At 61.8% G+C, this 11631-nt stretch carries 11 protein-coding genes and 3 pseudogenes; 4 read left to right on the plus strand and 10 right to left on the minus strand.

Annotated features, from left to right (window positions below; genetic code table 11):
* Together JCM21793_RS21050 and JCM21793_RS21055 are read right to left on the minus strand one after the other, a co-directional pair.
* Positions 1–1180: GNAT family N-acetyltransferase (locus JCM21793_RS21050; protein WP_025031621.1), on the minus strand; the 1180-nt coding region annotated here is incomplete at its 3' end.
* A gap of 81 nt (positions 1181–1261) precedes the next feature.
* Entirely contained in the window at positions 1262–1477 is a 216-nt protein-coding gene (locus tag JCM21793_RS21055; protein WP_025031622.1) for a DUF2842 domain-containing protein, read from the minus strand.
* Between the two features lie 167 nt (positions 1478–1644).
* On the opposite strand from JCM21793_RS21055, the pseudogene JCM21793_RS27540 reads away from it, so the two are divergent.
* Positions 1645–2762: pseudogene (locus tag JCM21793_RS27540) on the plus strand (COX15/CtaA family protein).
* A gap of 72 nt (positions 2763–2834) precedes the next feature.
* Here the strand turns inward: JCM21793_RS27540 and argC are convergent.
* From argC to JCM21793_RS21085, 5 genes and pseudogenes are all read right to left on the minus strand, one after another.
* Positions 2835–3763: pseudogene (gene argC, locus JCM21793_RS27545) on the minus strand (N-acetyl-gamma-glutamyl-phosphate reductase).
* 90 nt (positions 3764–3853) lie between these two features.
* On the minus strand, positions 3854–4801 hold the full coding sequence (gene speB, locus JCM21793_RS21070; RefSeq protein WP_025031623.1) for an agmatinase: 948 nt from the start codon (positions 4799–4801) through the stop codon (positions 3854–3856).
* Between the two features lie 104 nt (positions 4802–4905).
* Positions 4906–5388, minus strand: a complete 483-nt coding sequence (gene rpsI, locus JCM21793_RS21075; RefSeq protein ID WP_007007924.1) for a 30S ribosomal protein S9 — start codon at positions 5386–5388, stop codon at positions 4906–4908.
* Positions 5388–5852 (minus strand): 50S ribosomal protein L13, encoded by a 465-nt coding sequence (gene rplM / locus JCM21793_RS21080; protein WP_007007923.1) that lies wholly within the window; start codon positions 5850–5852, stop codon positions 5388–5390. Before rplM ends, rpsI begins: the two co-directional genes overlap by 1 nt.
* A 279-nt stretch (positions 5853–6131) precedes the next feature.
* A complete protein-coding gene (locus JCM21793_RS21085) occupies positions 6132–6596 on the minus strand; it encodes a PaaI family thioesterase (RefSeq protein ID WP_090325844.1) in 465 nt (154 codons plus the stop codon).
* A 134-nt stretch (positions 6597–6730) separates the two neighbouring features.
* On the opposite strand from JCM21793_RS21085, the gene JCM21793_RS21090 reads away from it, so the two are divergent.
* A complete protein-coding gene (locus tag JCM21793_RS21090; RefSeq protein ID WP_025031625.1) occupies positions 6731–7549 on the plus strand; it encodes an enoyl-CoA hydratase in 819 nt (272 codons plus the stop codon).
* A 59-nt stretch (positions 7550–7608) separates the two neighbouring features.
* Here JCM21793_RS21090 and JCM21793_RS21095 read toward each other — a convergent pair whose 3' ends face one another.
* Positions 7609–7893 (minus strand): hypothetical protein, encoded by a 285-nt coding sequence (locus JCM21793_RS21095; protein ID WP_007007920.1) that lies wholly within the window; start codon positions 7891–7893, stop codon positions 7609–7611.
* 234 nt (positions 7894–8127) lie between these two features.
* The gene (locus JCM21793_RS21100) at positions 8128–8460 is read right to left on the minus strand and encodes a hypothetical protein (protein ID WP_007007919.1); all 333 of its coding nucleotides are present in this window, start codon (positions 8458–8460) and stop codon (positions 8128–8130) included.
* 173 nt (positions 8461–8633) lie between these two features.
* Between JCM21793_RS21100 and JCM21793_RS21110 the strand changes: the two genes are divergently transcribed.
* Together JCM21793_RS21110 and JCM21793_RS27550 are read left to right on the plus strand one after the other, a co-directional pair.
* The gene (locus JCM21793_RS21110) at positions 8634–9155 is read left to right on the plus strand and encodes a CoA-binding protein (protein ID WP_025031627.1); all 522 of its coding nucleotides are present in this window, start codon (positions 8634–8636) and stop codon (positions 9153–9155) included.
* Between the two features lie 101 nt (positions 9156–9256).
* Positions 9257–10539: pseudogene (locus tag JCM21793_RS27550) on the plus strand (O-acetylhomoserine aminocarboxypropyltransferase).
* An 82-nt stretch (positions 10540–10621) separates the two neighbouring features.
* Here JCM21793_RS27550 and JCM21793_RS21120 read toward each other — a convergent pair.
* Positions 10622–11631, minus strand: a 1010-nt coding sequence (locus JCM21793_RS21120; protein ID WP_025031628.1) for a cytochrome P450, incomplete at its 5' end; no start/stop codon positions are given.

Here is an 11631-nt window from a genome sequence, read left to right on the forward strand (position 1 = left end):
CGCGCAGCAGCGCCAGCCGGCGCCGGACCGCTTTCGCAATTGCCCAGAGCCTTGGATTGTTGTTGATCAGGTGCTTGGCTCGGGCGATGCCGCCGCGGGTCAGGGCAAGCGCGCGGCCTTTCGCCGTCAGGGGCACGAACGTGTCGAACTGGATGGTTTCCAGGTCGCACCACAACCGTTTGTAATATTCGTCGCCAACGCTGAAATCGTAGACCTTCAGTCCCTGTGAGCAGGCGCTCTCGATGTTCTCGTAAAACAGGAAGCGGCCCGGGCTAGCCTCGCTCAGCTCATCGTCGGCAAACGAGCTGAACTCGCAGATCAGGCGTTCGCCAACGCGGCTCGACCCGGTCACGGCGCGGAGCCTGCCGGCCACCTCCAGCCCGTGAAGCACAAAGCCCGGGTTCTGCATCTCCGCCGCATCGCCAAAGAGCGTACGGAAAGAGGCTTTTACGCGGTCAGGCGCGAAAACGTCCTGAACGCCCATCAGCGCGAAGCGGTGCGCCTTCATTTCAAAGAAGGCGTCCAGCATCGCCTCGGCCTCGGCACGTGAGCCCGCCAGACGGCGCTCATAGCCGCCCGCCGCCTCGAGCTTGCGCGCCTGCGAGCGATGCTGCTTGCGCTTCCGCTTTCCGCTGGAGCGTTCGAGAACCGCGTCGAAGCCGCCTTCGAGGTCGACGGCGAGCGAGACGTTGGGGCTGTCGCCGTGGGGCCAGCCAGAGAGCGGGTTGGTCTGATCTCCGCAATTGCGTACCTGCCGCTCGAGCACCAGCAGGTCGATATCCGGCCGGGCATGACGGATACCGTCGATCAGCATTTGAAGGTGTGAGCCGGGCAATCCGTCGCGAACCCTGCGGCTCAGTGCCGGGAAATTGCCATTGGCGTGGCGGTCGCCGATGAAGCGGGCAACGCCAAAGCGGCCCTGTCGGGCAACTTCGAGCGCCAGGCTCATCAGGTGGCCGTCCCCGTCGCAAAGCCGGGCGATGATGGGAGGGTGCAGTGCATGCCTCGTCCAGGCCGCCACCCAATCGGGGCTTTGAGCGGGCATGAAGCGGGCATCGCCGCAGTCTTCGCGATAGCGCTGCAGCGTTACAGCGTCGGCGTCGCAGACCTCGACGCCAAGGCCTTCCTCAGCGTTGCTGCCGGTGGCAGACACCCGTTCTGGCTGCTTTGCAAACGTCATCTTTCATCGCAGTCGTCAAAGCCGCCCTTCTGGCAGCGTTGCCTCTGAATACCAACAAAAGGTGAAAGAAAGATCGACGGATCAGGCGCCGCTCTCGGGCTTGCCGATCATCCAGCGGATGATGAACATCGCCGGGATAATCCACAGAAGACCGGACAGGCAGAAATAGGCAAGGTGAACCAGCGGGCCGGATTCGGCCAGTTGCGCCACGGCGATCGCGGTCGAGAGGATGGCGTAGACGGCCACAAGCGCGACGAGCGCGAGCATGCCGATGAATTTTCGAAGACGTACGGGCATGAAAAATACCTTTCGCGCGCTTCATAAAACGCGCGGAGACGCGATGCAATGACAGGCATCGCGCAGCGCGACGGCTTGTCGCGCAAAGGCCGGTTCGGCTTGCAAGTCAGGTGGCTTTGGTTCACCAACGGTCAACTTCCAAAATGACGATGGCTGACGCTGTGGATATGACCGCTTCCAGTGCTGCAAGGGTAGACGTCTCGCAGGAGACTCTTTTGCGCAACCGCAAATTTGTGCGCTTCTGGCTTTACTTCGTGCTTTTCACCCTGTTTGCGCTGGTGATCGTCGGCGGAGCGACTCGGCTGACGGAATCGGGCCTTTCCATCACCGAATGGAAGCCGATTCACGGCGTCATCCCGCCGCTGAGCGAGGCCGAATGGCAGGAGGAACTGGAGAAATACCGCCAGATTCCCGAGTATCAGCAGATCAACAAGGGCATGAGCTCGATGATTTCAAGACCATCTTCTGGTGGGAGTGGGCGCATCGGCTGCTGGCGCGCGGTGTTGGCTTCGTTTTTGCGCTGCCGCTGGCCTTTTTCTGGCTGACGGGGCGGCTCGAAAGCAGCCTGAAGCCGAAGCTTCTTGGCATTCTGGCGCTGGGTGGCCTGCAGGGCGCGGTCGGCTGGTGGATGGTCGCTTCCGGCCTGGTGGACCGGGTCGATGTGAGCCAGTACCGGCTCGCAACGCATCTCACCATTGCCTGCCTGATTTTTGCTGCCACCGCGCTCGTCGCGCGTGGCCTCGCGCCACACTCGGCGGGAAGGGCGGATGAGGGCATACGCCGCTTCGCCGGCTGGATGGTGGTGGCGGTGCTGTTCCAGATCTATCTTGGCGGCCTTGTTGCCGGTCTGCGTGCGGGCATGACCTACAACACCTGGCCGTTGATGGACGGTGCGCTGGTGCCGGGAGGTCTCTTTGCGCAGACACCGGCCCTGATCAATTTCTTCGAGAACCCGAAGATGGTGCAGTTCGTGCACAGGCTGGGTGCCTATGCGCTGCTCGTTCTGGCGCTCTGGCAGATGGTATTCGCGATCCGCCGCGCGCCGGGGACGACACATGCGCGCCGCACGATCCTCTTTGCGGTTCTGGTTCTGGCGCAGGCGGCCATCGGCATTGTGACACTCATCATGGTTGTGCCGATCGATGTAGCGCTGACCCATCAGGGCGTGGCGCTGGTGGTGCTCTTCTTCGCCTGTGCCCATTGGCGGGCAACGAAGGGGCCTTATCCTCTCCCTGAAGCGCCACGGCGCCGGCGCGACGAGGACGAGGTTTACGCCGCCGTGTGACCTCCACAGCCTGGCCAAAGAAAAAGGCGCGTCCGTCGGGGCGCGCCTTCATTTTTTGCCATGAGCCGAAGCTTAAAGTCCTTCCAGCATCAGATCCATGTTCTGCACGGCCGCGCCCGAAGCGCCCTTGCCGAGATTGTCGTAGACGGCGACAAGCAGAGCCTGCGCGCGGGCGTCGTTGGCAAAGACGTGCAGCGTCATCGTGTTGGTGTCGTTGTGGGTCTCGGGATCGATATCCGGCGTGCGTTCGATTGACGCGAGCGGGGCAACCTTCACCACACCGCCCTCAATGGCGCCATAATGGTCGGCGAGTGCTGTGTGGAGTTCCGCGCCTGACGGCACGCGGTCGAGATGGCCGAGCTGCAGGGGCAGGGCGGTCAGCATGCCCTGGGCAAAATTACCCACCGCCGGCTGCATCAGAGGCGTACCCGCGAGCCTTGCATAGGTTTGCAGCTCCGGCAGGTGCTTGTGATTAAGGGTCAGCCCGTAGGGCATGAAGCTTGGCGCATCGGCCCCTCTGGCCTCGTAGTCTTCGATCATGGTGCGGCCGCCACCCGAATAGCCCGAAATGCCGTTGACAGTGACGGGCAGGTCCGCCGGCAGCAGTCCGGCACCGATCAGCGGACGCAGAAAGGCAATGGAACCCTGCGGCCAGCAGCCGGGATTGGCGACACGCCTTGCGTTGCGGATCGCGTCGCTCTGCGCCTTGTCCATCTCGCAAAGCCATAGACCCAGCCCTCGGCGACGCGATGGGCCGTGGAGGCATCGATGACGCGCGTCCTGTCATTGTCGATCAGCGAGACGCTTTCGCGTGCGGCGTCGTCCGGCAGGCACAGTATGGCGATGTCGGCGGCGTTGAGGAATTCCGCACGCGCTGCCGGATCTTTGCGCTTCTCGGCGGGGATGGAGATCACTTCGATGTCGCGGCGTTCGGCCAGACGTGCCCTGATCTGCAGGCCGGTGGTGCCGTGTTCGCCGTCGATGAAGATTTTCGCCGTCATGATGTCAGTCCTGAAAAAGAGTCGTATTTCAACTGGTTACACACGCGTTCGGAATCAATCCGTAAAGCGCCTGAATCGATGCTTCAGCTCTTATCGTCGCTTTTTCGCCGCGAGAAGGCCGAGATAGTGCATGGCGATGGTCGCCCCCGCGATGGCTGTCACATCCGCGTGGTCATAGGCAGGAGCCACCTCTACAATGTCCGCGCCGACAATCTCCAGCGCGCCGAGCTGGCGCAGCACCGAGAGCATTTTCGCGCTGGACGGGCCGCCGGCCACCGGCGTTCCGGTGCCCGGCGCGAAGGCTGGGTCGAGGCAGTCAATGTCGAAGGTGACATAGGCGGGGCGATGGCCGACGCGTGCGAGAATGGTTTCGGCGATCTCGCCGGCCTTCATTTCTTCCACGTCATAGCCGTGCAGGATGGCGATGCCGCAATCCTCCGGCGCGTGGGTGCGGATGCCGACCTGTATGGAGGCGGCCGGATCGATGACGCCGTCGCGCACCGCGCGCCCGACAAATGAACCATGATCGATCCGCCTGCCATCGTCGTACCATGTGTCCTGATGCGCATCGAACTGGACGAGGGCGAGGGGCCCGTGCTTTGCCGCATGCGCTTTCAAAAGCGGCCAGGTGACGAAGTGATCGCCGCCGAGTGAGAGAAGGAATGCGCCGGATTTGAGAATTTTCGCAGCTTCCCGCTCGATCGTCGCCGGCGTCTTCTGATGATTGCCATAGTCGAGCAGGCAGTCGCCATAGTCGATGACAGACATCGTCTCGAACAGATCCGCGCCAAATGGGTATTGCGGGTCATTGTCGAAGATTGCCGAGGCGCGGCGGATCGCCTGCGGGCCGAAGCGCGCACCGGGGCGGTTGGAAACGGCCGCGTCGAACGGGATGCCCCATACCACGGCATCTGCACCCTTGAGCGATTTGGTGAATTTGCGGCGCATGAAGGAGAGCGCCCCCGCATAGGTGGGGTCGCTGGCAGCACCCGTCAGCGTGCGGGCGGTGAAAGCGTGGTCGATCGAGTTCGACGGCATGGGCTCCTCCTGTGGCGATCCAAATGGGTAGGGTCAAGCCAGAATCTCCGCAAGAAAAAAGCGGACCCGAAGGCCCGCTTTTCGTATCCGACAGTTCTGGAAGCTTAGCGCTTGGAGAACTGGAACGAGCGGCGAGCCTTTGCCCGGCCGTACTTCTTGCGCTCGACCACGCGGCTGTCACGGGTCAGGAAGCCACCCTTCTTGAGCACGCCGCGCAGCGCCGGCTCGTAATGGGTCAGGGCCTTGGAGATGCCGTGACGAACGGCACCGGCCTGGCCGGACAGGCCGCCGCCGACGACGGTTGCGACGATGTCATACTGGCCGTTGCGGTCGGCAGCGACGATCGGCTGCTGCAGGATCATCTGCAGAACCGGGCGTGCAAAATATGCCTGGAACTCCTTGCCGTTGACGGTGATCTTGCCGGAGCCCGGCTTGACCCACACGCGGGCAATGGCGTTTTTGCGCTTGCCGGTGGCGTAAGCGCGGCCCTGGGCGTCCAGCTTCTGCACATGCACCGGAGCTTCCTGCTCGGCGGTCTGCGCAGCGGTTGCCGCACCCAGCTCTTCGAGGGAGTTGATTTCGGCCATTACTGGGCCCTCACATTCTTCTTGCTCATGGCGGCGACGTCGAGCGTCTCCGGGTTCTGGGCGGCGTGCGGATGCTCGGCGCCGGCATAGACGCGCAGATTCTTCATCTGGCGGCGGCCAAGCGGACCACGCGGGATCATGCGCTCAACGGCCTTCTCAAGCAGACGCTCCGGGAACCGGCCCTCGAGCAGCTGGCGCGCGGTGCGCTCCTTGATGCCGCCAGGGTGACCCGTGTGCCAGTAATATTTCTTGTCGGTGTATTTCTTGCCGGTCAGCACAACCTTGTCGGCATTGATGATGATGACATTGTCGCCATCGTCAACATGCGGGGTAAAGGTGGGCTTGTGCTTGCCGCGGAGACGGTTTGCGACGATGGAAGCGAGACGGCCGACGACAACGCCTTCGGCGTCGATCAGGATCCACTTCTTCGTCACTTCCGCAGGCTTCTGCGAAAAGGTTTTCATGGGTCTTTTTCCACTTTCATGAACCCGGCCCTGAGGCTGGGCGTTTCTTGTTGCTTGCGTTTGACATTGTCGAAACCCGGCAGGCTCAGGCAATGCAAACCAATGCAGCACGACAGTTAAGGTGCAGCGCTGGTTACCTATAGGGGGGTGGGATGGACGTCAAGTGCAATATTTTGGGTGGCGTCATGAAAACATCAATAAAAACAACAGGTTGAAATTGCGGTATCTAGATACCGCTATAAATCAGTGCTGCTTACCGCATTTCTGAGGCAGAACGGGTCATTCGGCGGGCGGGATGGAGTAGGTTCCGGTGGCGTGAGCGACGGTTTCGCCTGTATCGCCGGCCACCAGTTCGGCCTCGAAAACCATCAGCCGGCGGCCGAGTTTCAGAATGCGGCAATGGCCGTCCACCGTGCCGGGGCCGGCCTTGCGCATGAAGTTTATGTTGAGATTGGTGGTCACGGCGAGCGCCTTGCGGCCGATATGGGAGAGCGCACACACATAGCCGCCGATATCGGCCAGCGCAAAGAGGGACGGACCGGAAACGGTGTCGCCGGGGCGCAGGTGCCGGAACCCGGCCTCAAGCCGCACCGTACAGCCACCCGGAGAGACGTTAAGCGCGCGATAGTCGGGAACCTCACCGCTGCAGGCCTGCGGAAACACGTCGCGCAGATAGAGATTGACCTCCCCGGCGTCCATCACCGGCTGAAACGTGCTCGATCCGCTCTGGGCATCCATGAACATTGTCCTCCCATTCTTTTCCGGCTTTTCTGGCTGGCGCTTTGCGACGGCGGCCGGCAAATGAGAGAATTGCCGGATTGCGGCAACAACACAAGCGGCTCTAAGGTGGCAGCGCATCTGACCCCGGGAGGAAGACCATGGCCGACGCGGCTGCAGTTCAGGAGACGATAGAGGCACCGGTTACGGTGAGCGAGGTGGGAGGGATCCTGCAGCTGACGCTTGCGAGCGCGCCTGCCAACGCGCTGTCGATCGCCATGATGGAGGCGCTGAAAGGCGCTCTCGAACGCGCCCGCGACGACGACGCGGTGCGTGTCATCGTTCTGCGCTCCGAAGGCAAGGTGTTTTGCGCGGGCCACGATCTGAAGGAACTGACGGCGCATCGGGCCGACGCCGACCGGGGCAGGGAATTCTTTGAAGAAACAATGCGTCTCTGCGCCGGCCTGATGCAGACCATCGTGCGTCATCCCAAGCCGGTGATTGCCGAGGTGAGCGGGGTCGCCACCGCCGCCGGCTGCCAGCTCGTCGCCTCCTGCGATCTGGCGGTGGCAGGCGAGGCGGCGCGGTTTGCCACGCCCGGCGTCAATATCGGCCTTTTCTGTTCCACGCCGATGGTGGCGCTGTCGCGGAATGTTTCGCGCAAACACGCCATGGAAATGTTGCTGACGGGAGAGATGATCGATGCGCAGACCGCGCTTTCGTTCGGTCTCGTCAACCGCGTGGTGCCGCAGGAAACCCTGAATCAAACTGCGATGAACTTCGCACAAACCATTGCTTCCAAATCACCTTTGACGCTCAAGATCGGCAAGGAGGCGTTTTACGCACAGGCCGAAATGGCGCTGTCGCAGGCCTATGACTACACGGTCCGGGTGATGGTGGAGAACATGATGGCGCGGGACGCGGAAGAAGGCATTGGCGCCTTCATCGAGAAGCGTGCGCCTGAATGGAAGGGTAAATGAGATGTGCAGGCTGCGGGCGGTAGAAGCGCCACCCGCAGCGGGCACCGCCCCCGCCGGTGTCAATCATTGTTCCAGCATACATGCAGGGGACAGGCATCGGTATCGAGGGCGGGGACGCGCCGCACCTTCAGGGTATTGAAGGCCGCAGGGCATTCATTGAGGTTCGCGACGAACCGGTCATAGCGTTGGATGGACCCGCCATTGCCCGATGGATAGCGAAGGATGATGGATCCATGTTCCCTGATGGCTGCCTGGATCTGCTGGCAGGATTGACTGGCTGCCCATGTGCTGTTGCTTGGAAACAGCAAGACCATACCGACGATAACGACCAACAGCTTGCGCATAACTTCCCTTTCTGAGCATCGTTGCAGGACCGCGCCCCTCCGGTGAAACTGGGTGTTCTGGAGAGGCGCGGCGGGAAGTAGTGCCGCAGGTCATTTGACAATAAAAGCGGTTATAAACATAAATAAATAAAGGATTTTTTCTGTTCCTGAATATATCAATTCAGGGGCGATGGAGGCTTGCCCGAATGCGCAATTTCGTCATGTGCGATGCCTCACTGGAGATGCGGCAGCGGATCAGTTCGAGAACACCCAGGGGCGCCGGAAAAGCCGCTCCTTTATCTCCGGCTTGCAACGCAGGACCGGACAGTGGGCGCGGTCCGCAGTGGGAATGGTGTCGCGCGCGCCGATATGGCCGACGGGGCAAAGTTGCTCGTTCGCCACATAGCGGTCATAGCGCGGGAGGGTGGGGTTGTTGCGCGACTGGTAGCGCATGATCGCGGCGCCCTCGGAGGCGATCCTCGCTTGCACCTCGGTGCAGCTCATGGCAGTTGAGGTGTAACGGGATATGGCTTCGGCCGGGCTGGCGATGATGATCGCTCCGAAGGCCAGTACTGCATATCTCAACATGTTCGACCCCTCTGGTTATCAGCGGCTGCGCTGAGCGGAAACCTTATCATGAACTGCGTTTGCGCCGACAATGAGGTTGGCCGTGATTTTCAGGGCCGGCGCAGGCGACCATGCTGTCAGTGGCACCGCGCGGCGCGGCGGGCGTTCCGACACTGTAAATTCCGGGAGCAACGATGAATCACGACAAGTACGACGACGCATACATCTCCAGTATTTTGAACACGGTGAAGACCGTTGCCATTGTCGGCGCGTCGGCCAATGAGGTGCGCCCGAGTTTCTTCGTGACGAAATATCTGATCGACAAGGGCTATACGGTGTTTCCCGTCAACCCGGGACAGGCGGGTAGGGAGATCGCCGGCCGCCCGGTCGTTGCCCGGCTCGCCGATCTGCCCGAGCCTGTCGACATGGTGGACATCTTCCGTCCCTCCGCAGCCATTCCCGGCGTGACGGATGAAATCCTGGCGATGGACCCGCTCCCCGGAGTTGTGTGGATGCAGCTTACGGTGCGCGACGACGCCTCGGCTGTCAGGCTGGAGGAAAAGGGTATCAGGGTGGTCATGGACCGCTGCCCGAAGATCGAATATGCGCGGCTTTCACGCGAAATCGGCTGGAACGGCGTCAACAGCCGGGTCATTTCCTCGAAAAAGCCCATCATGCGCAAAGGTTTTCAGAGTTTTGGCATTCGTCAGCGCTGATTTTTCAGACGCGCGCCGCCAGCAGGGACAAAACGCCTTTTCCTGCGAGGGCGCGCTCTGTATTGATGCCTCACCGAATATTTGTTTATGGAGGAATAGTCATGAGTGAGCGTACGCCCGGTTTCGACACGCTGGCGGTGCATGCAGGAGCCCAGCCCGACCCGGCGACAGGCGCACGCGCCACGCCGATCTACCAGACCACCTCCTATGTCTTCGACGATGCGGACCACGCCGCTTCGCTGTTCGGCCTCAAGGCATTCGGCAACATCTACACCCGCATCATGAACCCGACCCAGGCTGTGCTTGAAGAGCGCGTCGCGGCCCTTGAGGGCGGCACGGCGGCACTGGCCACGGCCTCGGGCCACGCCGCACAGCTTCTGACGTTCCACACGATCATGAAGCCGGGTGCGAATTTCATTGCGGCCAAAAAACTTTATGGCGGTTCGATCAACCAGTTCGGCCATGCGTTCAAGAATTTCGACTGGCATGTCCGCTGGGCCGATCCGGAGAATCTCGACAGTTTCGAAAGCCAGATCGACGACGACACGCAGGCGATCTTTGTGGAAAGCCTCGCCAATCCCGGCGGAACTTTTGTCGATCTGGAGAAGATCGGCGACATTGCTCGCAGGCACGGTCTGCCTTTCATCGTCGACAACACGATGCTTCGCCCTATCTGCTGCGCCCCATTGAGCATGGCGCAGACATTGTCCTGCACTCGCTGACCAAGTTCATGGGCGGCCACGGCAATTCCGTCGGCGGCGTTCTGGTCGATGGCGGTACGTTCGACTGGTCGAAGTCGGGCAAATACCCGATGCTTTCCGAACCGCGTCCCGAATATGGCGGCATGGTGCTGCACGAGACCTTCGGCAATTTCGCCTTCGCGATTGCCGCCCGCGTGCTTGGCCTGCGCGATTTCGGACCGGCCATCTCGCCCTTCAATGCATTCCAGATTCTCACCGGCATCGAGACGCTGGCGCTCCGTATGCAGCGCCACAGCGACAATGCGCTCAAAGTGGCCGAATGGCTGAAGGGCCATGACAAGGTGTCCTGGGTTTCCTATCCGGGCCTGCCCGACGATCCCAATCACGGCCTCATGAAGAAATATTCGCCCAAGGGGGCGGGTGCTGTCTTCACCTTCGGTCTGAAAGACGGCTTCGATGCCGGTGTGAAAGTGGTTGAGAGCGTCGAGCTCTTTTCGCATCTGGCCAATATCGGCGACACCAAGTCGCTGATCATTCACCCGGCCTCCACCACGCACCGCCAGCTTTCCGACGAACAGAAGGCGGCGGCCGGTGCGGGCGTCGATGTCATCCGTCTGTCGATTGGTATCGAGGACGTGGAAGACATCATCGCCGATCTGGAGCAGGCGCTGGGCCAGATCTGAACCGGCCATGTCTGACTGACCCATTCTGCGGCGCGGGCCTGTTGGCCCGCGCCGTTTCAGTTTCGCACGAGACCGAGTCTCGTCACGAGCCTGCGTTCCAGCGGCAGTCGAGCCGCTCAAGCCCATGAAAATGATAGGTATCGCCATAGGCCGGTCTTGCCTTCAGGGCGAGCGAGGGCAGGCGTTCGAACAGAACGCTCAATCCCACCTGCATTTCCAGTCGCGCCAGCGGTGCGCCGATGCAGAAATGGATGCCGGCGCCGAACGACACGTTTTTCTGGTCTCCGCGACCGGGCCGGAAACTGCGCGGGCATTCAAAGGCGCGCGGGTCACTGTTGGCCGCGCCCAGCATCAGCCCCACCGTTTCGCCGGGCTTCAGGGTGAGGCCTGCCGTGACCTCAACGGTCTCGTAGGCGTAGCGCGTGAACATGTGCAGCGGCGGATCGTAGCGCAGGCATTCCTCGACCGCGGCAGCCGTCTCGGCCTCGGAGGTGAAGAAGCGGCGCGGGTCACCGCCCTGTGCAAGAATGGTGGAGATGGCATTGCCGAGCTGGTGCACGGTCGCTTCGTGCCCCGCATTCAGGAGCAGTATCGCCGACGAAACGAGTTCATCCTCGGAAAGCTGCTCGCCATCTTCTTTCGCGGCAATCAGAAGACTTAGCAGGTCATCGCCGGGGGACGCGCGCCGCTTCTCGGCGTAGGCGCGGATGAAGGCGGCGAAATCGTGTGCGGCCGCGTCGGCGCGGCGCTGGGTTTCCTCATCCAAGCCATGCATATACATGGCCACCATGCGGTGCGACCACTCGACCAGTTGCGGCCCCATTTCGCCCGGAACGCCAAGCATCTCCGTGATGATGACCAGCGGTATGGGCGTTGCGTAGGCAGCAAGGAGCTCCGCCTCGCGGTCCCGTTCGAAGCCCGTGATGAGTTCATGGCAAAGTGCTTCGACGCGCGGGCGCAGGCGCTCCACCTGACGCGAAACGAAGGCGCGGTTGACGAGTTTTCTAAGCCGCGTGTGGACCGGCGGTTCCAGCTCCAGCATGGAGTTCGCTTCGACCGCGTCGAAACTGGCGAGATGCGTTCGGGCCGCGG

Origin of the sequence: Nitratireductor aquibiodomus NL21 = JCM 21793, assembly GCF_000615975.1 — a bacterium.
In the GTDB taxonomy this organism is placed as follows: Bacteria; Pseudomonadota; Alphaproteobacteria; order Rhizobiales; family Rhizobiaceae; genus Nitratireductor; species Nitratireductor aquibiodomus.

Excerpts from the sequence above, each read along its gene's own strand:
- JCM21793_RS21100 (WP_007007919.1), bottom strand. The coding sequence starts at position 8,460 with ATGTTGAGATATGCAGTACTGGCCTTCGGAGCGATCATCATCGCCAGC.
- JCM21793_RS21110 (WP_025031627.1), top strand. The coding sequence starts at position 8,634 with ATGAATCACGACAAGTACGACGACGCATACATCTCCAGTATTTTGAAC.
- JCM21793_RS21090 (WP_025031625.1), top strand. The coding sequence starts at position 6,731 with ATGGCCGACGCGGCTGCAGTTCAGGAGACGATAGAGGCACCGGTTACG.
- JCM21793_RS21085 (WP_090325844.1), bottom strand. The coding sequence starts at position 6,596 with ATGTTCATGGATGCCCAGAGCGGATCGAGCACGTTTCAGCCGGTGATG.
- rpsI (WP_007007924.1), bottom strand. The coding sequence starts at position 5,388 with ATGGCCGAAATCAACTCCCTCGAAGAGCTGGGTGCGGCAACCGCTGCG.
- JCM21793_RS21095 (WP_007007920.1), bottom strand. The coding sequence starts at position 7,893 with ATGCGCAAGCTGTTGGTCGTTATCGTCGGTATGGTCTTGCTGTTTCCA.
- speB (WP_025031623.1), bottom strand. The coding sequence starts at position 4,801 with ATGCCGTCGAACTCGATCGACCACGCTTTCACCGCCCGCACGCTGACG.
- rplM (WP_007007923.1), bottom strand. The coding sequence starts at position 5,852 with ATGAAAACCTTTTCGCAGAAGCCTGCGGAAGTGACGAAGAAGTGGATC.
- JCM21793_RS21055 (WP_025031622.1), bottom strand. The coding sequence starts at position 1,477 with ATGCCCGTACGTCTTCGAAAATTCATCGGCATGCTCGCGCTCGTCGCG.